Annotated in this window: 21 protein-coding genes; 9 read left to right on the top strand and 12 right to left on the bottom strand. The window is 67.9% G+C overall.

Annotated elements, in window-relative coordinates; genetic code table 11:
• The first annotated feature begins 853 nt into the window (after positions 1-853).
• Together FZP69_RS14415 and FZP69_RS14410 are read left to right on the top strand one after the other, a co-directional pair.
• A complete protein-coding gene (locus tag FZP69_RS14415) occupies positions 854-1,354 on the top strand; it encodes a GNAT family N-acetyltransferase (protein ID WP_152042098.1) in 501 nt (166 codons plus the stop codon).
• A gap of 67 nt (positions 1,355-1,421) precedes the next feature.
• Positions 1,422-2,597: a metal-dependent hydrolase family protein gene (locus FZP69_RS14410; RefSeq protein ID WP_152042097.1), complete on the top strand. Its 1,176-nt coding sequence runs from the start codon at positions 1,422-1,424 to the stop codon at positions 2,595-2,597.
• 45 nt (positions 2,598-2,642) lie between these two features.
• Here FZP69_RS14410 and FZP69_RS14405 read toward each other — a convergent pair whose 3' ends face one another.
• Together FZP69_RS14405 and FZP69_RS14400 are read right to left on the bottom strand one after the other, a co-directional pair.
• Entirely contained in the window at positions 2,643-3,098 is a 456-nt protein-coding gene (locus FZP69_RS14405; protein ID WP_152042096.1) for a pyridoxamine 5'-phosphate oxidase family protein, read from the bottom strand.
• A gap of 228 nt (positions 3,099-3,326) precedes the next feature.
• Complete coding sequence (locus tag FZP69_RS14400; RefSeq protein ID WP_204960024.1) at positions 3,327-3,758, bottom strand: pyridoxamine 5'-phosphate oxidase family protein; 432 nt, start codon at positions 3,756-3,758, stop codon at positions 3,327-3,329.
• 522 nt (positions 3,759-4,280) lie between these two features.
• Between FZP69_RS14400 and FZP69_RS14395 the strand changes: the two genes are divergently transcribed.
• The 4 genes from FZP69_RS14395 (at position 4,281) to FZP69_RS22635 (ending at position 8,166) form a co-directional block, all read left to right on the top strand.
• Positions 4,281-4,511, top strand: a complete 231-nt coding sequence (locus tag FZP69_RS14395; RefSeq protein WP_152042095.1) for an AbrB/MazE/SpoVT family DNA-binding domain-containing protein — start codon at positions 4,281-4,283, stop codon at positions 4,509-4,511.
• Positions 4,512-4,886 (top strand): PIN domain-containing protein, encoded by a 375-nt coding sequence (locus FZP69_RS14390; protein ID WP_152042094.1) that lies wholly within the window; start codon positions 4,512-4,514, stop codon positions 4,884-4,886.
• A gap of 42 nt (positions 4,887-4,928) precedes the next feature.
• Positions 4,929-6,479: a replication factor C large subunit gene (locus tag FZP69_RS14385; protein WP_152042093.1), complete on the top strand. Its 1,551-nt coding sequence runs from the start codon at positions 4,929-4,931 to the stop codon at positions 6,477-6,479.
• Positions 6,480-6,567: 88 nt separating this feature from the next.
• Entirely contained in the window at positions 6,568-8,166 is a 1,599-nt protein-coding gene (locus FZP69_RS22635; RefSeq protein WP_192918590.1) for an ATP-binding response regulator, read from the top strand.
• Positions 8,167-8,578: 412 nt separating this feature from the next.
• Here the strand turns inward: FZP69_RS22635 and FZP69_RS23270 are convergent, their stop codons facing one another.
• The 7 genes from FZP69_RS23270 to FZP69_RS14340 form a co-directional block, all read right to left on the bottom strand.
• On the bottom strand, positions 8,579-8,701 hold the full coding sequence (locus FZP69_RS23270; protein ID WP_275689366.1) for a hypothetical protein: 123 nt from the start codon (positions 8,699-8,701) through the stop codon (positions 8,579-8,581).
• Positions 8,702-8,792: 91 nt separating this feature from the next.
• Positions 8,793-9,866, bottom strand: a complete 1,074-nt coding sequence (locus FZP69_RS14365) for a TrmB family transcriptional regulator (protein WP_152042092.1) — start codon at positions 9,864-9,866, stop codon at positions 8,793-8,795.
• A gap of 47 nt (positions 9,867-9,913) precedes the next feature.
• Positions 9,914-10,114, bottom strand: a complete 201-nt coding sequence (locus tag FZP69_RS14360; RefSeq protein WP_152042091.1) for a hypothetical protein — start codon at positions 10,112-10,114, stop codon at positions 9,914-9,916.
• Between the two features lie 106 nt (positions 10,115-10,220).
• On the bottom strand, positions 10,221-10,985 hold the full coding sequence (locus tag FZP69_RS14355) for an amino acid ABC transporter ATP-binding protein (protein ID WP_152042090.1): 765 nt from the start codon (positions 10,983-10,985) through the stop codon (positions 10,221-10,223).
• A complete protein-coding gene (locus FZP69_RS14350) occupies positions 10,982-11,812 on the bottom strand; it encodes an amino acid ABC transporter permease (protein WP_152042089.1) in 831 nt (276 codons plus the stop codon). Before FZP69_RS14350 ends, FZP69_RS14355 begins: the two co-directional genes overlap by 4 nt.
• An 88-nt stretch (positions 11,813-11,900) precedes the next feature.
• Entirely contained in the window at positions 11,901-12,836 is a 936-nt protein-coding gene (locus FZP69_RS14345) for a basic amino acid ABC transporter substrate-binding protein (RefSeq protein ID WP_152042088.1), read from the bottom strand.
• Positions 12,837-12,979: 143 nt separating this feature from the next.
• Entirely contained in the window at positions 12,980-13,864 is an 885-nt protein-coding gene (locus FZP69_RS14340) for a COX15/CtaA family protein (RefSeq protein WP_152042087.1), read from the bottom strand.
• A 227-nt stretch (positions 13,865-14,091) separates the two neighbouring features.
• On the opposite strand from FZP69_RS14340, the gene FZP69_RS14335 reads away from it, so the two are divergent.
• Both FZP69_RS14335 and FZP69_RS14330 read left to right on the top strand, forming a co-directional pair.
• On the top strand, positions 14,092-15,210 hold the full coding sequence (locus FZP69_RS14335; protein ID WP_152042086.1) for a M24 family metallopeptidase: 1,119 nt from the start codon (positions 14,092-14,094) through the stop codon (positions 15,208-15,210).
• A gap of 128 nt (positions 15,211-15,338) precedes the next feature.
• A complete protein-coding gene (locus FZP69_RS14330; RefSeq protein ID WP_152042085.1) occupies positions 15,339-17,588 on the top strand; it encodes an NADP-dependent malic enzyme in 2,250 nt (749 codons plus the stop codon).
• Positions 17,589-17,746: 158 nt separating this feature from the next.
• On the opposite strand, the gene FZP69_RS14325 is transcribed toward FZP69_RS14330, so the two are convergent.
• Positions 17,747-18,715: a winged helix-turn-helix domain-containing protein gene (locus tag FZP69_RS14325; RefSeq protein WP_152042084.1), complete on the bottom strand. Its 969-nt coding sequence runs from the start codon at positions 18,713-18,715 to the stop codon at positions 17,747-17,749.
• Positions 18,716-18,807: 92 nt separating this feature from the next.
• On the bottom strand, positions 18,808-19,503 hold the full coding sequence (locus FZP69_RS14320) for a twin-arginine translocase subunit TatC (protein WP_152042083.1): 696 nt from the start codon (positions 19,501-19,503) through the stop codon (positions 18,808-18,810).
• Between the two features lie 164 nt (positions 19,504-19,667).
• Here FZP69_RS14320 and FZP69_RS14315 point away from each other — a divergent pair, with 164 nt between their 5' ends.
• Complete coding sequence (locus FZP69_RS14315; protein ID WP_152042082.1) at positions 19,668-20,444, top strand: sulfite exporter TauE/SafE family protein; 777 nt, start codon at positions 19,668-19,670, stop codon at positions 20,442-20,444.
• 94 nt (positions 20,445-20,538) lie between these two features.
• Here FZP69_RS14315 and FZP69_RS14310 read toward each other — a convergent pair whose 3' ends face one another.
• Complete coding sequence (locus FZP69_RS14310; protein WP_152042081.1) at positions 20,539-21,186, bottom strand: ribonuclease H; 648 nt, start codon at positions 21,184-21,186, stop codon at positions 20,539-20,541.
• Positions 21,187-21,246: the final 60 nt, after the last annotated feature.

Raw genomic sequence — 21,246 nt, 5'->3', positions numbered from 1 at the left:
GTGATGGAGATCAGCGATCGTTCTTGAACTGTGTGAGTTCAAAATCGATAGCGGCGAAAATCAAGCCCCGGGCGGAGGAATTGGTCGTATTAAGTCAGGAAGGGGGCGGTTGAAGTTCTAACGGTCTGTACCCGAATTCAACCGCTTCAGCCGAAATACCGAGTGATCGGCTCTGCGTCTGTGGCGCGAGAACGGATACATAGAGTTTGCAATTGAAGTGGCTAGTCAATTCTATCTTGCGAATTGAAAATCGGTGATACAAAAGAATATCGAACGGTTGGGTGCCCGGCCGGAGTCGAACCGCGATTCACGACTGGATACGGAAGGTCGATCTACGGCCCGACATCGATGAGATCCGAATTAGATCGCGGTTGACGAGACGGTGATTCTCGACAATGGACACAGACTGGCTGTTTGCAGCGTTCATCCCGGCGTAAACTAATTCCTCCACTTTCGGCCCTTTCGGACGCGAAGAACGCAATTCACGGCAATGGGTCTCCGCGAGCTTCGAGAGAAACAGCAAGTAGCGAACGTCACTTTTCTCGCTGACGATGCCGCGCACCTCGAGGCGACACTCGACTGACTCGGCCTCCGATTTCGCGTGTGCCGCTACGAACATCGGAATCCCACTGAACGTATCTTTCGTGATATAAGATGATGGAACCCTCGGGGTCTCAAATACGATCTCGAACGCGACGCTCCCCATCGCCGAATCACGGCTCGAAACCTTCGCTGTCTGGTGGACTTGATGACGAAATCAACACGAAAGTCGGTCGGCGACGAGGGTGGCGGACGCGGGAGCACCACGACCGGAGAACGAACGCTTCAGTTGGGCGCGACACGAACAGGGTGCATGACCGACGAGACGACGACGGTCCGACCGTTCCGCGAGGACGACGCCGACGAGCTCTGGTCGCTCAAGCGCGGCTTCGAACTCGGACTCGGCGACGGGACCGGCGGCGACGAGAAGCGCGCACGCTACGCCGAGAAACTCACCGACGACTACCGAACGGAGTGGCTGGCGTGGGTCGGGCGGTGCGTCGACGAGGACCCCGACTGTGTCCAGGTCGCGGCTCACGAGGAGGGGCCCATCGGGTACGTCTTCGTGCTCCCGGCGTCACTGGCGTACATCTGGGACGCGGCCGTGTTGAACGAGGTGTATCTGGACCCGCCGGCCCGCGGGACGGGGATCGCCGACGACCTGATGCGGGCGGCGCTCGACTGTGCGCGGGCGCAGGACCCCCCGCTCGACCGACTGGTGCTCGACGTCGACCGCGAGAACGACCGGGCGCGGGCCTTCTACGGTCGGTGGGGGTTCGAGCACTGGGGCGAGATGGTCGCCCGATCGCTCTGACCTCGGGCGGAGACGCCTGGAGTCGATTCACACACATTCATACCCGTCCCACTCCGACGGGCGGTAGATGCTGTTGCGCGACGCCCGTCTCCTGTCCAGTACCGATGACCACGAGGGCGACCTCCGGGTCGCAGATGGGCTGATCGACGCGGTCGGAGACCTCAGCCCACGGTCCGACGAACGGATCGTGGACCTCGACGGGCGGACGCTCATGCCGGGACTCGTCGACGCCCACGTCCACTTCTCGCTGTCGGGCGAGACGAGCGTCGAGTCGGTCGTCGAACTGTCGGACGCCGAACTCGCGCTGGTCGAGGCACGAAACGCCCGGAAGACCCTGGAGTCGGGCGTCACCGGCACGCGCGTGATGGCCGCCCGGGGAGTCGACCTCGACCTCCAGCGGGCGGTCACCCGTGGCGACGTCCCCGGCCCACGGATGGTCGTGAACGACCGCTCGATCACGATCACCGGCGGGCACGGCCACCACCTCGGCCGGGAGATCGACGGCCCGGTCGACGCTCGGAAGGCGGTCCGCGAGCAGGTCAAACGCGGCGCGGAGTTCATCAAGTTCATGACCACCGGTGGGGTGACGACGCCCGGCACCGATCCCGACCGCGTCGCGCTCACGGACGACGAACTCGACGCGCTCGTCGACGAGACACACCGCCACGGCCTGCACGCGGCGACGCACGTCCACGGCGCCGACGGCGCGAAGGCGGCCGCGCTGGCCGGCGTCGACACCATCGAACACGGCACCTTTCTCGACGACGAGGCGATCGAGCTGCTCGTCTCCGAGGACGTCACCCTGGTGCCGACGCTCTCGGCCCCGCACTACATCGTCCGCAACGTCGAGTGGGCGACGGCCGACTCGGCGCGCAAGACCGACCACATCTACGAGGCCCACCTCGAGTCGTTCGCCCGGGCGGTCGACGCGGGTGTGCGGATCGCCGGCGGGACCGACGCAGGCACGCCGTTCAACTACCACGGCTCGAACGCCGCGGAGATCACGTTCATGATCGAACACGGTCTCTCCCCGCGGGGAGCGCTCGCCGCCATGACCGAGACCGCGGCCGAGACGGTCGGTCTCGACGGCTGTGGGACGCTCGAACCGGGAACGGACGCCGACCTGCTCGTCGTCGCCGGCGACCCGCTGGAGGAGTCGACGACGCTCAACGACCCCGAGGCGGTGCTCTTCGGCGGCGACCTCGTCTCGGGGTTCCTCCCCGACGGGCCGACGAGTCGGTGACTCGGCGGGACCGCCGCCCTCCGTCCGCGAGCCGGCCGTGACCACTCAGTCGGCGCTCCGCGCTTCCTTCCGACCGGAGATGTCCGTGGTCGAGAGTCGGAAGAAGCGGAACGTCAGCTCCCGGGGGTGGCGGCCGAACACGTCGACGAGGGGGATGTGCACCCGGCGCATCGCCTGCACCACGTCGGAGTCGATCGCCGCCTCCGTCACCTCCTCCAGACGGCCGGTCGCGACGACGCTCTGCCAGCCCTCGTCCGTCTGGTCGTAGACGACGAACGAGACGGAGGCGTGGTCAGCGACGACGCCGTCTTTCTCCGTCTCGGGACCGAACGCGAGTCGGAGGTAGAAGTCGCCGTCGGCCTCGTCGTAACCGTACGACACCGGCAGAGAGTACGGTGCGTCGTCCGCGTCTGTCGGAAACGAGACGACGCCGGTCCCGCCGGTGCCGAGGAACTCGTTTCGCGCTTCGTCGTCCATCTCGATCGAGCGAGGATCGGTCATACGAGAGATACGTCCCGGTGCGTCAAAAGCCGGTGGGTGATTCTCGGTGTTCGACACCAGCGTGGACCCCGGCCCGAGCATCACCCGACGCGAACCCCGCTTCCGGCGACGCCCGACGTGGACCGCGTCGCGTTCGAGCCGATCGACGCCCACCGGCCACCTGGCGGGCGCTGTCGGGAGACATCGGTCAGTCCGGAGCCGTGCCGCGATCGGTCGCGTCGACCGACCTCAGGTCTGCTTGTGCCCCGTGAGTTCGTCGGGTCGGAGCCTGAACAGCTGGAAGTCGAGGTCGCGCGCGGGCCGGTCGAAGACGGTGAAGAAGGGGATGTTGACCCGGCGGATGGCCTCGACGACGCTGGAGTCGATGGCGGCCTCGCCGGTCTCGCGGAGGTGACCACGGGCGACGACGCTCCGCCAGCCCTCGTCGGTCTCCTCGCTCACGACGAACGACACCGTACTGTCGGGTCCCAGGAAGGCTCGTTTCTCGCTGTCGGGGTGGAACGCCAGGCGGAAGTAGAACGTCCCGTCCGTGGCGTCGAACCCGTACGAGATGGGAATTGCGTACGATTCGTCTTCTTGGGCGAACGCCAGCGTGCCCGTTCCCTCGTTCCCGAGGAACCCGTCGATTTCGGCCTCGTCCATCGGTTCTGCGCGGGACATACGTCACCCGGACGACAGCCGACCTGATAAATCCACCCCGGTCCCGTTCGACGGCTATCGGATCGAGTCGCACCGTCGATCGACACGAGCCCGTGAGCAAGCGAGTCACGGCCGTCGCCAGCTCTGATCCGTTCGAGCGGGCTCGATAGCGTGGCTCTGTCGAGGGCGTTCGATCAGACGGGTGTCGCTACTACGGGGGAGCCAGCCGACCGAGCGGTCGCTGTACGCCGGTGAGCCGCACGTGAGGGCTCGGCAGTCCAACCGTCTGGAGGCCACTCGACGCGTCGCCCGACCGCTCCGGTGTCCGGAACCACTAACCCTCCCTCCCGCCTTCCACTGGTAATGGCCGACTGGACGGAGACGTTGGCGAAGTCGTGTGTACGTTGTGTGTAAACATGTTGGGTCGCCGTTCAACGACTGGTCACCCACGAGGTGATGACCTACCGCACCCGGCGACGCCTTCGGTGGGTGTATCTGCAGATATGGGGAATATTCTTGTCTCTACCCATCATACGTCGGTGTATGTCGGACGCGAGACTAGACGACCGGGGGCGTCTGACGCTCCCGAAGGAGATGCGAGAACGATACGGTGACCACTACCACATCGTCCAACTTCACGACGGAATCAAGTTGATTCCGGTCGCGGACGACCCTCTCGACGCGCTCCGGGAGGAGTTTGCGGATGTCGAGAAGACGGCTAGTGAACTTCGCGAGGAAGCCCGCGAAGCGGCGCTGGACGAGGCCGGACGCTGAATGTACGCCGAGACCGACTTCCTTCTCGCACTCATCAAAGACGATGACTGGCTCGGTGACGCCGCCGAGGCGGTGTATCGCGCCCACCGAGACGAGCTGTGGACGTCGCAGTTCACGCTCATCGAACTGCTCTTGGTCGCGTACCGCGAGGGCCGAGACACGGAACGAGTCGTCACGAACGCCGCAAAGCTCGTGGACGTTCGCGGCGACGTGGATACGGTCGTCGCGGCCGCCACGTACGTCGAAGATCACGGGTTCACTCCCTTCGACGCACTCCATCTCGTCGAATCCGATGGAGACACCGTCGTCTCCAGCGATGGGGCTTACGAAGGCTTCGTCCCCCGTCTGGACCTCCAGAGCGTGGCCGAGGAGTAGCCCTCCGCAACCACTAAACCCGCCTCACCCCTTCCTCCCGTAATGGCCGACTGGACGGAGAAGTACCGCCCGGTGACCCTGTCGGAGGTACGCGGCAACGACAGCGCCCGGGACGAGTTCGAGGAGTGGGCCGACACGTGGGACGACCACCGGGAGGCCGTCGTCATCCACGGCAGCCCCGGCGTCGGCAAGACGAGCGCGGCGCACGCGCTGGCCGCGGACAGGGGGTGGGAGACGGTCGAGCTGAACGCGTCCGACCAGCGGACGGCCGACGTCATCGAGCGGTTCGCCGGGCGGGCGGCGATGAACACGACGCTCGCGGGGGCGACGGACGCGTCGACGCGCGGGCAGCGCGACCGAGGACGCCAGCTGGTGATCCTCGACGAGGCGGACAACATCCACTACCAGAAGGACTACGGGGGAAAACAGGCGGTGACGAAACTCCTGAAGGAGGCGAACCAGCCCATCGTCCTCATCGCCAACGACTACTACGACATGTCGCGGGGGATGCGCAACGCGTGCCGGGAGATCGAGTTCCGCGACGTCTCGGCGCGGTCGATCGTGCCCGCGTTGCGCGACATCTGTCGGCGCGAGGGCGTGGAGTTCGAAGAACAGGCGCTCCAGCGGATCGCCGAGTCGAACGACGGCGACCTGCGGTCGGCGGTCAGAGACCTCCAGAGCTCCGTCGGCGGGCAGTCGTCGCTCACGCTCGACGACGTCACCTCCGGCGGTCGGGACCGGACAGTGAACGTCTTCTCGTTCCTCGACAGCGTGCTCAAGGAGGACACCTCCGAGGCGGCGCTCCGGACCGCGTACGACACGGACGAGACGCCCGACGACCTCACCGCGTGGATCGAGGACAAGGTGTCGATGGTGTACGAGGGCGCGGAGCTCGCACGCGCGTACGAGTTCCTCGCGAACGCCGATCGGTGGCTCGGCCGGGTCCGTGCCACCCAGGAGTACCGCTACTGGCGGTACGTCACGGACAACGTCTCCGCCGGGGTCGCCGCCTCGCGGGACCGGACGCGCGGCGGGTGGACCCGGTACGGGGGAGCCCCGTGGCGGTCGACGAAGGACGCCACGCGCGACGCCGTCACCGAACGGATCGCCGAGTCGGCCGGGGTGAGCGTCGCCACTGCCCGCCGCGAGGTCCTGCCGCTCCTGCAGGTGATGACCCACCACTGCAAACCTCGCGAGCTCACCGTGGAGATGGCGGCGTGGTACGACTTCGACGCCTCGCACGTCGCGTACGTGACGGGGAGCGGCGAGTCGACGAACAAGGTGCAGGGGATCGTCGCCGACGCAGAGGAACGCCGCGAGGAGCAGATCGAGGCACACGCCGGTGACGCCTTCACGCGCCGGGCGGACGCGGAGTCGGGGTCGGACGCGGCGGCCGACGACGAGACGGCGTCGTCGGCGACGACGCTCGACGCCCTCACCGACGACGCGACCGAGGCCGACGGAACTGCCGACGCGACAGAGGCGGGCGAAACTGCCGACGCGACAGAGGCCGACGAGACCGACGAGGGGGAGACTGATTCGACCGACGCGGATCGTGACGACGGTCAGTCGGGTCTGTTCGACTTCACCTGAGCCCGCGACGACACGGACGGCCGATCGCCGGTGATCTCTGGATGCACACGACTTATTACCGTGGCCTGATAACTGAATTCAATCGAGTATGACCGAGGGGGAACGGATCGCAGGGGAAGCAACCGGCGCGCGGCGATCGACGATCCACGTTCTCGTCGCCGACGACGACGACGTGATGCGTGAGACGACCGTGCGCCTGCTCGAGACGACCACCCCCGACTTTCGCGTCCGTGGCGTCCCGTCCGGCACGGCGGTGCTCGACGCCATCGAGGACGCCGACGACCCGATCGACTGCATCGTCTCGGACTACGAGATGCCCGAGCTCGACGGACTGGATCTGCTCGAAGCGGTGCGGGAACACGACGCGGAGGTCCCGTTCATCATCTACACGGGCCACGGGAACGAGGACGTCGCGAGTGAGGCGATCTCCGCGGGCGTGACGGACTACGTCCGCAAGTCGGTGACAGGTGGGCACCAGATCCTCGCCGCACGGATCGAGGCCGCGGTGGCTCGCCGCCGGGCGGAGGCCGAGCGCGACCTGCAGGCGCTCGCGATGGAGGCCGTCGAGGAGGGGATCGCGGTCGTCGACGCCGACGGGAAGTTCGTCGAGGTGAACGACGCGTACGCCGAACTGTACGGCTACGACCGGGAGGAACTGATCGGGACGTCGTGGGAACACATCAATCCGCCGGAGGAGAACGAGCGGATGTACCTCCAGATCCTGCCGGCGCTCAGGGAACAGGGGAGCTGGCACGGGGAGTCGGTCGGGCTCCGCGACGATGGATCGACGTTCCCGAAGTCGAAGTCGCTGACGGATCTCGAGGGAGGCGGCTTCGTCTGTGCCGTCCGCGACGTGACGAAGCAGAAGGAGGCCGAGCACGGCCTCCGCGAACAGAACGAACGGCTGCGGGAGTTCGCTCGACTCGTCTCGCACGACCTCCGTAACCCGCTGAACGTCGCGGAGGGGTACCTCACGCTCGTCGAGGAGTCCGCGACGGACGAACAGGCCGACAGCCTCGAGCGGATCAGGACGGCCCACGACCGGATGCGGCGGCTCATCGACGACATGCTACGACTCGCCCGGGAAGGACGCGTCGTCAACACCACCGAGGCGGTGTCGCTCGTCGACGTCACGGAGGCCGCGGCGCTGACCGTCGGCCTCGACGGCGGTTCGTACGTCCTCGACGAGGGGCTCCCACGGGTTCACGCCGACGAGGAGCGCCTGAGTGCGCTGTTCGAGAACCTCTTCGCCAACGCCCTCGAACACGCCGGGCCCGACCCGACCGTCCGGGTCGGTCCCCTCGAGGACGAACACGGCGTCTTCGGGTTCTTCGTCGAAGACGACGGCCCGGGGATCCCGGAGAACCGCCACGTCAAGGTGTTCGAGTCCGGCTTCACCACCGATCGGGCGGGAACCGGGTTCGGTCTCGCCATCGTCAAGCGCATCGCGAACGCCCACGGCTGGACCGTCTCGGTCCGAGACGGGACCGACGGTGGGGCACGGTTCGAGTTCCGCGGCGTCGACGTCGTCGCGGTCGACGACTCCTCGTCGTCGGCCGGGTCACGGGGGTCCAACGGCGACATGGACGCTGACGCGGACGCCGATCCCGATTCGGACGCGGTCGCCGACGGCGGCGGTGGCGACGGCGACGACGGCGACGGCGACGATGGTGACGAGGACGACTAGCGTCGGACCCCACGGGGAGGAGCCAGAACGTGGGGACGCCGTCGAGCACCGTCCGTGACTGTCGGCGGCCGCGCGTAGTGATGCCGGTGGTCGGTAGCGTGCACCGATCGCTGGAGTACTGGGGATCGACTGGTTCCGTAGCTCGGGACTGACTGGTACCGTAACTCGGGACCGACTGGTGCAGTGCTCGGCACCGGCCGCTATAGTACGCTGCACCCACCACTGCACCGTTCGAGCCGAACGAACGCTCGCAGTGGGTCGAGACTGACGCTGGCAGCGACAGCGGCTGGAACGGTGACCGCGACAGTGACGGAGGCAGGGACGTCGGTAGCGGCGATCATGTCGGTGTCGGTATCGGGAAAAGCGGAGGAGTCGCGGTCAGCGGGACCACGGGTCGGTGGGTTCGTCGTGGCTATCCCGCGCCGGCGCCGTGGGCCAGTCCGGCGGCAGTCCACCAGCTCATGAAGCCGCGGCGGCGGGTGGTCACGTTCTCGGTTCGGGTCTGGGTCTGGGAGTCGTTCTGGTTCATCGTCATCCTCGTCTCGAGAGAGGCCGCGCGGGTAGATAAGTCTTGTCAGTTTTCTTAACAATAGCCGTTGTAACAGACGTCTCGGCGGGCGGACACGTCAGTCGCGGTCGATCCGTTCGACGACGATCCGGTCGGCGCTCACGTCCTCGGCGAGCGCGTTCTCCCCGCCGACCGTCACGGTTCCTTGCTCGGTCTCGACGATGATCGTCGCCCGCGCGGCCAGCTGCACGAGCGAGGGCACCTCCTCGCCGTCACCCGCGTGTCCCAGGTAGTCGACGTCGACGACGGTGCCGGAGACGGTGCGTCGACGACCCGTCTGGACGCTGTACCCCTCGACGACGACGTGGACGGTCGCGTCGTCGTGGACGAGGTCTTCGATGTAGCGGACGGCGTCCGTGATCGTGACGAACGCGAGCGGGAGACTGTCGCGCGAGTCGGCGTGGATCGGGTCGTACACCTCCCAGCAACTCGTGAGGAAGAACCAGTGGAAGACGAACGCCGTCGCGCGGTCGTCGACGAGCACCCCGTACTCGTCGATCGACCGGCCCTTGGGGGAGAAGCTGACCCGTTGCCGGTCGGTCAGGACGAGGAACGGCTTCGGGAAGGTGAGGCGACGGGCCTCGGTACAGACGCCCTCGAACGCGTCCGCGTCGGGCGTGGTCTCACCGTCCGCCGCGTGCAGCGACACCTGGACGTAGACTCCCCGATCGTACGCGTCGGAGAGCGCCTCGCGGAGGTCCGAGAACTGCGCGGACGTGAGGACGGCCTGTACGTGTCGGTCGGCGGTGTCGATGTCGCGCCTCGCCTGTTCGAAGACCGTATCGAACTGCGAGACGAGCGTCACGTCGCTGTCGCGGGTCGCCGGCGTCCGGTACCGGGCGTCGATCTCGTCGAGCGCCGACTCGAACTGCCGGATGCGGTCGCGAAGGGGGCGGAGCGCTTCGGGGGGGACGGCCTCCGCGTAGAGGCGGTCCTGTTCGTACGTGGTGACGTAGCCCGCGGCCTCGAGGTCGCGGAGGACGTCGTAGATCCGGGGGCGGGGGACGCCGCTCGCCTCCGCGAGGTCGCCCGCCGCCGCCGACCCGAGCGAGAGGAGCGCGACGTACGCGTCCGCCTGGTACGGCGAGAGCCCCGCCTCCCGGAGCGTCTCGGTGAGTTCGTCCGTCTCCATACGGCCCACTCACGTCACGGGACCGTAGGCGTACCGCCCCGCAGCGATCAGCGGACGGTCAGCGTCTCGCCGCAGTCGGGGCACCCGACGATCCAGCGGCCGTCGTCGTGCTCCGTCTGCCACGCGTCCGCGGGGGCCTCCCGGCCGCACGCACAGAACAGCACCGTCTTCGGACGCGCGTCGGTGAGGGAGGGCGAACCGATCTCGTGGTCCTTGTGGGGACGGTCGGGCGTCGATGCGAGTGTCATCACCGAGGGGGAGCGGAGCCGCCGATATAAGTCTTCTTCCCTGACTATCAATCGCGAATAGAAGTTCGGGAACGTCTCCGCGAGGGACGTCGGATCGGGAGGCCGGCTACAGCATCCGCGAGAGGAACCGCTTCGCGCGCTCGGTGTCGGGATCGTCGAAGAACTTCTGCGGCGCGGCGGTCTCGACGATCTCGCCGTCGGCCATCAGCACGATGCGGTCGCCCACCTCGCGGGCGAAGCCCATCTCGTGGGTGACGACCATCATCGTCATGCCGTCCTCCGCGAGGTCGCGCATGACGCCGAGCACCTCGCCGACGAGTTCGGGGTCGAGCGCGCTCGTCACCTCGTCGAACAGCATCACCTTCGGGTCCATCGCGAGCGCACGGGCGATGGCGACGCGCTGCTGCTGGCCGCCGGAAAGCTGGTTCGGGTACGACGCTTTCTGCTTTCCGAGACCGACCTGGTCGAGCAGGCGCTCGGCCCGCTCGCGGGCCGTCTGTTTGTCGACGCCGCGCACCTTCCGCGGCGCGAGCGTGACGTTTTCGAGCGCGGTCTTGTGCGGGAAGAGGTTGAACGACTGGAACACCATCCCGATGCGCTGGCGGAGCCGGTCGATGTCGGCGTCGGGAGACGAGATGGACTGGCCGTCGAGACGGATCTCCCCGCCCTGGATCTCCTCCAAGCGGTTGGCGCATCTGAGAAGGGTCGACTTCCCCGATCCCGACGGGCCGATGACGACGGTGACGTCACCCTCCTCGATGTCGAGCGAGACGTCCTTCAGGACGTGGGTGTCGCCGAAGTACTTGTCCACCTGGTCGAACTCCACGAGTGCCTGGCCCTCGACCCGACCCCGCTGTCGGCTTCGACTCATCGGCGGTCACCACCCCAGTCCGAGCGGTCTTCGAGGTAGCCGACGAGGTAGCCCAGCGGGAGCGTGATGCCGAGGTACGCCACCGCCGTGAGGACGATGGGCGTCCACGGGTCGAACGTCGCGCTGTTGACGCTCCGGAAGACGCTGATGATCTCGGGCACGGCGATCACCGTCAGGAGCGAGGTGTCCTTCACGAGGATGACCTGGTCGTTGCCGATGGCCGCGAGCGCGTTGCGCCACGCCTGCGGGAGGACGACCTCGCGCATCCCCTGGGTGTACGACATGCCGAGCGAGCGCGCCGCCTCCAGCTGGCCGTCGGGGACCGCACCGATGCCACCCCTGATGGCCTCGCCGGAGTACGCCGCGTGGTTGAGCGTCAGAGCGATGATCGCCGCCGGAATCTCCCAGTTCTGGATGGGGAAGGTGCCGGTCCACAGCGCCGGAATCCCGAAGTAGACGATGATGATCTGGAACAGTAATGGTGTCCCACGGAAGAACTGGACGTACGCTCTGGCGACGGTCTTGGTCGGGCTCGTGTTCGACACCCGCATGAAGCCAACGAAGACCCCGCCGATGACGGAGAGAACGCTCCCCGCGACGAATATCTGCAGGACGAGGACGTACGCGTCGACGAACCGCGGGAAGATAGTGATGAGAAGGTCGAAGCTCACCTTGGCGTAGACGATGTAGCCGATGAGGCCGACCACGACGATAGCGAAGAGGCTCGACACCGCCATACCCGCGTACTTCAACGTCCGGTCGTTGATCACCGATTCGTCGACCCGGTCTTCCACCGGCACCGAGTCGGTCGAGTATGATTCGGCCATTGTTGGGTGTGTTATGGTGTGACGTGAAAAGTGAGAGGGTTCCCGACGTCGACACCGGAGTCGGTGTCAGGGTCGGGGCCAGCGTCGATCAGCCGGAGAAGTAGTTCGAGTAGATCTCCTCGTACGTGCCGTCCTCGCGGATGGCGGCGAGCGCCTCGTTGACCCGCTCGCGGAAGGCGTCGTCGTCCTGGCGGAACGCGATGCCGTAGTTCTCCACCGTGAGTGTGAGGTACGGCGGGGCGTTCTCGCCCTGCTCGGCGGCCGCACCCTCGCCCTCGACGAACCGGACGCCCTCTTGGTTGTTGACGAACTCGGCGTTGACCGTGTTGTCGTTGATGACGGCGTCGACCTGCCCGTTCATCAGCGCGTCGAACGCGCCCGTGATCTGGTCGTACTCCTTCAGGTTGAGGTCGCCGTCGAACTCCTCCTGCAACTGCTCGGCCGCGCCGAGGCCCGTCGTCCCCTTCTGGACACCGACCGCCGCACCGCGGAGGTCTTCCCTCGAGGAGATGTCGGAGTCCTCGCGGACGATGATCGTCTGGTACGCCGTGAAGTACGGCTCCGAGAAGTCGACCTGCTCGGCGCGCTCGTCGTTGATCGTCATCGCGGACATGATCACGCGGAAGTTCCCGTTGTTCAGCGAGGGGATGATCGTGTCGAAGGAGGTCTTCTTGAACTCGTAGCTCGCGCCGAGTTGCTCTTCGAAGACGGCCTGGGCGATCTCCACGTCGAACCCCTTCAGTTCGCCCGCGGCCGTCTCGTATTCGAAGGGTCGGTACGGGATGTCAGAGCCGATGACGACCGTCTCGGGGACGACCGACTCAGTCGTCTCGGCCTCCGTCATCTCCTCACTGCTGCCGTCGCCGCTGCTGCCGTCGCTCCCACTTCCGCCGTCGCTACTGCCGCCACTCCCGCTCTCGCCGTCGCCGCTGCTTTCACCGCTCCCGCCGCTTCCGGTACAGCCAGCGAGTCCGAGACCCGCGGCCGTGACGGAACTGAGCTTGATGTACGTTCGTCGGTCCATACTTTCTCGGTGACGGCCGAGAACATTTAACGCTTACCAGATGAGCTTAGAGACAGTCTCGAGAGTTAATACACTGAAGTCGTGACCAAGGGTGTATTATCCACCGTTCGGGCACCCCGCGACCGAAGTAGCGGGCGCGAGACTCAGTCGTCGGATACCCGGTCGCCGGAGACGCCGGATCGATCCCTGCGGATCGGCGCGTCCTGACGACGAACCGCCCAGACGACACCACCGACGAGGACACCGGCGACGACGAACAGCGCGGCGTTGAGCAGCCGCCAGACGGGCGTGTAGAACACGAGGTCGCGACCGAGCAACAGCGCGAGGAAGACGGCCGCGAGCGCCCCGCCGAGTGGCAGGCGGAAGCGTGCCGCCGGTGTCCCCCCGAGCCAGACGACACTCGCGACGAGCGCGGCGACGAGCGTCAGCGACACCCCGTAGAAACCCGCCTGCGCGCCCGGTGAGTACGGAACCACCGGGACGACCCGCGAGAGCACGACGGCCACGGGCAGGAGTCCGAGTGCGACGAGCAGGGCGTTGCGGGCACGACGTCTGGGGGGGCGCGTCCACTCGCTCCGGTAGGCTCGGAGCGTCGTCACCACGAGCGCCGTGAAGATGGTGAGCGCGACAACCAGGTGTGCGCCCTGCGTCGGTGGAGAGTACCCCTGCGGGAGGAGACCGTTGAGCGTCACGGTCACGGCGCCGATGGAGATCTGGAGCGGGAGCAGGACGACCGCGAGCGTCGCCGTCGCCTTCGTCCGTCGATCCCCCGCCGAGAACGACCAGAGCGCGGTTCCGAGGATGAAGAAGCCCGCCACCATCGCGACGAGGCGGTGGAACCACTCGATGAACGACGGGATCGTCTGCGGGAGGAGGCCGTCGTCACACAGTGGCCACTGCGCGGAGCAGGCCAGCCCGGAGCCGGTCGCGGCGGTGTAGACCCCGAGCATCACGAGCGTCAGCACGAGGGCCGTCGTGAACGCCGCGAAGCGCCGAAACGACAGCCACGAGGGGCGATACTGGCTCATTACCTCGGACTCGGGACCGTCCGTACTTATGCCTGACTCTGTCTCTCCGCGGGTGGGGAGCCACTACCCGAGCGGGATCGGCTCGACGCCGACGTCGGTCTCGACGACACTACCCGATCTATCGAGGAGACCTCTCGATCTCTCGAGACGGCGACCCGATCCGGGTCCCGACGGCAGGGTTCGACGACACCACCCGATTCAATACGCGGGCGTGACGACCGACGGGTATGACCGACGCCCCCGCCGCATCCGACCTCGACGTCAAGACCCGGCGACTCGACGACTACCTGCACGAGCGCGACCTCGACGCCGTGTGGTTCGCTCGCCCCAACTCCTTCGCCTGGCTCACGGGCGGTGCGAGCAACGTCGTCGACCGGGACTCCCCGGCGGGCGTCGCGGCCGCGGGGTACGACGGCGACGAGGTGCGCGTCGTGACGAACGACATCGAGGCCGAGCGACTGGCCGAGGAGGAACTCCCCGACGCGTTCGCCGTCGAGTCGTCCGAGTGGCACGCGGGGTCGCTCGCCGACGCCCTCGCCGACCGCTCGCCGACGCCGGCCGCGGCCGACATCGCCGTCGACGTCGAGGGGTGGGAGTCGGTCGACGCCTCGACGCTCCGACAGCCGTTGACCGACGCCGACGTCGACCGCTATCGAGACCTCGGCCACGAGGTGGCGACGGCGGTCGAGCGGATCTGTCGGGCGCTCGAACCGGAGGACACGGAACGGGAGGTCGCCGCCGCGCTCCGCGTCGCGCTCTCCGCGCGCGGGATCGAGTCGCCCGTCGCGCTCGTCGGCGGGGCCGACAGGGCCGGGAAGTACCGCCACTACACCCCCACCGAAGCGCGACTGGGCGACTACGCCCTCGTCTCTGTGACGGCCCAGCGCGGCGGGCTGTACGCCAGCCTCACGCGGACGGTCGCGTTCGACCCCCCCGGGTGGCTCCCGGAGCGACACACGGCGGCCGCCCGGATCGAGACGTCGGCGCTCGCGGCGACGCAGGTGGCGGCCACGCGCGCCGGTCGTGCCGGCAACGTCTTCGCCGACGTACAGGAGGCCTACGCGAGCGTCGGGTGGGACGGCGAGTGGCGGAACCACCACCAGGGCGGGGCCGCCGGCTACGCCGGCAGGGAGTGGATCGCCACACCCGACAGCGGGCCACGAGTCCACGAACCGATGGCGTACGCCTGGAACCCGACCGTACAGGGCGCGAAGAGCGAGGACACCAGCCTCGTCACGGCCGACGGTTTCGAGACGCTGACGACGACGGGCGAGTGGCCGACGGTCGAAGTCGAAGACGTCTGGGGGACCGTGAGCCAGGAGCGCCACGACGTCCTCCGGCGCTGAGCTGGTCCGTCTCGGAGCTCATCTGTCCGCCGCTGGGGATGGACGACCAGCGCTGACTTCGACAGTCGTCGAACGCAAAATCGACAGACAGGAGTATCTATTTACGTATCGGGGTGAACGGTCGCGGCATGGGATTGGACGACGACTCTCGCGAGTATCACCGGCAAGACCCGCCCGGCAAGATCGAGATCGCGACGACGAAACCGACGAACACCCAGCGCGACCTCTCGCTGGCGTACTCGCCGGGCGTCGCCGCGCCGTGTCTCGACATCGACGCCGACGCCGACCGGGCCTACGAGTACACGGCGAAGGGGAACCTCGTCGGCGTCGTCTCGAACGGCTCTGCCGTCTTGGGTCTCGGTGACATCGGTGCACAGGCCTCGAAACCCGTCATGGAGGGGAAGGGCGTGCTGTTCAAGCGGTTCGCCGACATCGACGTGTTCGACGTCGAACTCGACCTCACGGATCCCGGCGACATGGTCGACACGATCGCCGCGATGGAACCGACGTTCGGCGGGATCAACCTCGAGGACATCAAGGCACCGGAGTGCTTCGAGATCGAGCGTCGCCTCCGCGAGGAGATGTCCATCCCCGTCTTCCACGACGACCAGCACGGCACCGCCATCATCTCCGGGGCCGCGCTGTTGAACGCCGCCGAGATCGCCGACAAGGACCTCGCCGACCTCGACATCGTCTTCTCCGGCGCGGGCGCGTCAGCCATCGCGACCGCGCGCTTCTACGAGTCGCTGGGTGCACGCCACGAGAACATCGTGATGTGTGACTCGACCGGGATCATCACCGCCGACCGAGCGGACGAGGTCAACGAGTTCAAGCGCGAGTACGCCCGCGACATCCCCGGCGGAGACCTCGCGGACGCCATGGTCGACGCGGACGTCTTCGTCGGTCTCTCGGTTGGCGGCATCGTCTCGCAGGAGATGATCGCGTCGATGGCCGACGACCCGATCGTCTTCGCGATGGCGAACCCGGACCCCGAGATCAGCTACGAGGACGCCAAGGCCGCCCGCGACGACACAGTCATCATGGCGACGGGTCGGTCGGACTACCCCAACCAGGTGAACAACGTGCTCGGCTTCCCGTTCATCTTCCGCGGCGCCCTCGACGTCCGCGCCACCGAGATCAACGAGGAGATGAAACTCGCCGCGGCCCGTGCCCTGGCCGAACTGGCGCGGCAGGACGTCCCCGACGCCGTGGTCAAGGCGTACGGCGACAGTCCGTTGCAGTTCGGTCCCGACTACGTCATCCCCAAACCGCTCGACCCGCGCGTCCTGTTCGAGGTCGCCCCGGCGGTGGCGGAGGCGGCGGTTGACTCCGGCGCGGCGCGGACCGAACTCGACCGCCAGGCGTACGTCGAGCAGCTCGAGGCCCGCCTCGGCAAGTCCCGCGAGATGATGCGCGTCGTCCTCAACAAGGCCAAGTCCGACCCGAAGGTCGTCGCCCTCGCGGAGGGGACCGACGAGAAGATGATCCGCGCCGCCTACCAGCTGGAAGAACAGGGGATCGCTCGGCCGGTCCTCATCGGTCGGGAGGAACGGATCGAACGCACGGCCCAGCGGCTCGGGCTCGAGTTCGAGCCGACCGTCGCCGACCCCCGCGACGGCGACTGGGACCACTACGCCGACCGGCTGTACGAACTCCGCCAGCGCAAGGGGCTCACGCGGTCGGAGGCCGCCCAGCGCGTCCGCACCGACAGCAACTACTTCGCGAGCGTGATGGTCGAGGAGGGCGACGCCGACGCGATGCTCACGGGGCTGACCCACCACTACCCCTCGGCGCTCCGCCCCCCACTGGAGGTGATCGGCACCGCCGAGGACGCCGAGTACGCCGCCGGGGTGTACCTGCTCACCTTCCGCAACCGGATCATCTTCGCCGCCGACACCACCGTCAACCTCGACCCGACCGCCGACGTGCTCGCCGAGATCACGAAACACACCGCCCAGCTCGCCCGGAGCTTCAACGTCGAGCCCCGTGCCGCGCTGCTGTCGTACTCGAACTTCGGATCGGTCGACAACCAGGGTACCCGCAAACCGCGCACCGCGGTCGAAGCGCTCCACGACGACCCCGAGGTCGACTTCCCCGTCGACGGCGAGATGCAGGCCGACACGGCCGTCGTCGAGGACATCCTCACGGGGACGTACGACTTCGCCGACCTCGAGGAACCGGCGAACGTCCTCGTCTTCCCCAACCTCGAGGCCGGCAACATCGGCTACAAACTGCTCCAGCGGCTGGGTGGCGCCGAGGCCATCGGCCCGATGCTCGTCGGGATGAACAAACCGGTCCACGTGCTCCAGCGCGGCGACGAGGTGAAGGACATCGTCAACCTGGCGGGCGTGGCGGTCGTCGACGCGCAGGGCGAGTAGTTCGGGATTCATTTTGGTCCAGGTTTTGCGGGAGCGACCGGAGTGAGCGACCGGAAACGCTGGTCGTTCGACCTCGTGGGCGTCGCTGTCGATAGCCGATCTGCTACGATCACGATCCGCGACGGCCCGACGACGGGCGTCACCGTCGGCCCACAGAGTCACCGCTCGACGTCGACCACGTCCAGGCTGTCGTCGACCGTCAGCGTGAGCGTGTCGGCGTCTGCGGAGAACGTGAAGCGGGCCTCGAACGGGTCGGTCGAGAGCACCGCCTCGTCGTAGTCCATGTGGACGCGGTCGACCGCGGCGATCGACCCGCGCGAGGGCGCGACGGGGTTGCGCCCGCGCGAGGTGAGAAACGCCAGCAGCTCCGTCCGGGAGACGAGTTTCAGTACGAAGGGCCCGTGGAGGTCGTTGATGCAGTTCGGGCAGTCGGCGTGGAACTGGACCGCGTGGCGGTTCTCACACCGATCACAGAGCCCGTTCGCGGCGTCGTGCGCCTCGCAGACGGTGACAGACTCCGTCAGCGCCGCCGAACAGCGCGAGCAGACGCCGCTGGCCTCGGCGAGGAACTCGAGGTTCGCCCACGTCCACGCGGCCTCGAATACCTCCACGGGGGACCGGTTCTGGACGCCAGCCGGCGGGATCGGAAGCGTCCCGAGGAAGCCGTCCTCGTCGACGGCCCCCGCGAGCGTCGTGCTCGGGTCCGCGTTCCGTCCCGGACAGGCGGTACAGTACTTGACGACCCGGTCCTGGCGGACGCTGATCTCGATGTCCGCGCCGCAGTAGTGACACGGCTGGTCGATCCGTGTCCGCTCGACCACCGGCGCGTCGGTCACGGCCCCGGAGAGGACGGCCTCGATCACGCGCCGGCCCGCCTGGCGGAGCGTGTACCCCTCGTCGGTCCCGAGGACGAAGTGACCCACGAGCTTGTCGAGGTGGTAGTTGAACTGCCCGGAGTCGTCGACCTCGACGCGGTCGAACAGCGTCGAGAACGAGAGCGGTCCGCTCTCCTCTCCGAGCGTCCGGAGGATCTCGACCCGCGTCTCGTTACCCAGCGTGGCGAACGCCTCGTCGGGCGAGAGGGTCGAGTCTGCCTTCGGGTTCGGGTCCGGATCCTCGACCGGCATGTGCAAAGCTAGACCGACACGTGGCTATATGTCTCACGACCGACGGCTGACCGGCGGCCGGCCGCGAGGGAGCGAACGACGGAGGCGACCGATCAGGCGAGCTCGAGCCACGCGAGGCCGGTGCCGAAGCCGACGAACAGGGGGAGGGCGACCAGGCCGAACGTCGCGAGATCGGGCGGCGAGTGCGTCGCCGCGATGGTGACGACCGCGAGCGCCACGATCCCACGCTGTCGCGTCGAGGTGTAACGGGGGACCGCGCCGGCACGGACGGCCGCGACCGACACCGCCGGCAACGCCGCGCCGACGCCGACGGCGACGGGGAAAAACAGCGCGAGCTCGACCACGCCGGCGGGACCGACGGCGACAGCGAGCGACGTCACACTGCCCGCCGGCTGGAGCGCGAACAGCGCCGGGAGGACGGCGTGCCCGGCCGTGACGCCGGCGACGAAGCCGACCGGCGCGACGAGCACCAGCGGGACGGCTCGGCCGACGCGGACACGCGGGTCGCCGGCGACGACGCAGGCGGTCGCGACCGCCGTCGACGCGAGGCCGACGACGATTCCGACCTCGACGGCGAGTCGGGCCGACGTGAGCGGGTCGAGGGTCGAGACCGCGGTGTACGGGACCGCGCCCACGAAGTCCACCGTGCCGGCGACGACGGCCGTCGCCACTGCGGTCGAGAGCGCGAAGAGGGCCAGCAGCCGGCGGGAGTTGCGGTGGAGGGCGGTCCCGAGCGGCGATCCGCGCTCGCGGCGAGGGGTGAGTGTGGGAGCGAGATCCGAGTGCATCGTCTCCCCCACGAACCGGGGCCGTTGTCAACTTTCTCCCGTCCCGACGGTCGTCGCCTCCCGTGCGAAGCCGTGCAGCCGCTCCACCGTCACGCGGGTGGCCGGGTACGACCGTCACACTTCGGGCGTGGTTTCATACGCGTTATCCGCGTGTTCTCCCCTACGTGGTCTCACTCTCCCTCTCGCTCGCGGCGCTGGTTTTCGGCATCGTCGTCGTCGGCGGCTTCGTGACCGGCGTGAACGGCTTCGGCTACTCCGTCATCGGGACCGGCCTGATGGCCACCGTCCTCGAGCCACGGGTCGCGGTCGTCGTCATGATCCTCCCGATCCTCGGGGCGAACCTCTCGCTCGTCCGGGAACTCGACCGGGAGGGGCTCCAGACGTGTGCGGAGCGGTTCTGGCCGTTCGTCGCGACGGCGCTCGTCGGGACCGTCGTGGGCATGAGCCTGCTCTCGCGGGTGCCGACGCGACCGCTCGCGCTCGCCCTCGGGCTGTTCGTCTTCGGCTTCCTCGGATTCACACAGGAGCGCTATCCGCTGCCCGGTGAGGAGTGGGTTCGGGCGAACGTCTCCGACACGGTCGGCGTGAAGTTCGCTCTCGGACTGGTTTCGGGGCTGGTCTTCGGTGCGACGAACGTCGGCGTCCAGGTGATCGCCTACCTGCAGAGCCTCCACCTCGACCACCGGACGTTCGTCGGCGTCGTCGCCATGGTGTTTCTCGGCATCTCCTCGGTCAGAGTCGTCGCGGCTGGACTCTTGGGGCTGTACGAGGGTGGTGGACTCCTCCTGCTCTCTGCGGTCGCGGCGGTGCCTGGCCTCGTCGGCGTCTCGGTCGGAAAACGGCTCCGTCCACGGCTGGCGCGGACGACCCGGCGGGTCACGATGTTCGGACTCCTGGCGCTCATCGGCGTTCGACTGCTGATGCGAGGTGCCGGGCTGTAGAACGAGCCTCGATGGGTGGTGAACAGACGACGAGTCGGCGATCCGCCGGCTCCGCGGCGCTGTGACCGTTCGTTCGAGGACGTGCGAGCGCGGCTCAGTCGCTGCTGGCGCCGCCCGCCCGGTCGAAGCGCGATGGCGGCGGGAACTGCGGCTCGGCGGTGTCGACCTCCCGGCCGATCCGGTCGCACGGGAGGACGCACCGGTCCGGCTGTCGGTTGACGTGGGCGTACTCCGCGGGCGTGTTCGCCAGGGGGTGAGCCGGGTTGTCCCGGGAGTCGATGCGGGCGGCACGGAGTTCGCCGAAGCCGGCGATGCGTGCCTGGATCCCGCGCCAGTGGAGTTCGCTCCCGGCGGGAACCGACGACGACCGACCGGGGTGCCACCCCGGTTGCCGTGTCTCGAGCACGGCGCTGTTGACGTTCCCCGCGAGGTCGTCGTGGTCGACGAGGACGCCGACGAGCGCGTCCGGCGGCGCACGCGCCGCGAGGACGTCGAGCCCGAGATGTAGCGCCCGGTACTCGGCGACGTTGTTGTCGGGGGGTGTGTCGGGGAGCGAGACCCGGGCGACGCGGGTCCCGTCGCGCGCCTCGATCACCGCACCGAGGCCGCCGCCATCGGGTCGATAGGAGCCGTCGGTGGCGACGTAGAAGTGTCGGTGGTGGGTGCGCGGCGGGTGCGCGATGTGGGGCGTCGGGGAGTCGTCGAACAGGTCCCGGAGCGTCTGACGGCCGTGAACGGCCATACCCGGATTTGGTAACCAGGATACTTAAACGTACGCCAGCGACGGCCGGCCCGCGCAACA

The sequence above is a fragment of the Salinigranum salinum genome (assembly GCF_009176545.1).
Taxonomy (GTDB): domain Archaea; phylum Halobacteriota; class Halobacteria; order Halobacteriales; family Haloferacaceae; genus Salinigranum; species Salinigranum salinum.
Note: the sequence above shows the minus strand (reverse complement) of the source record. Positions and strands in the feature narration are given on the sequence as shown.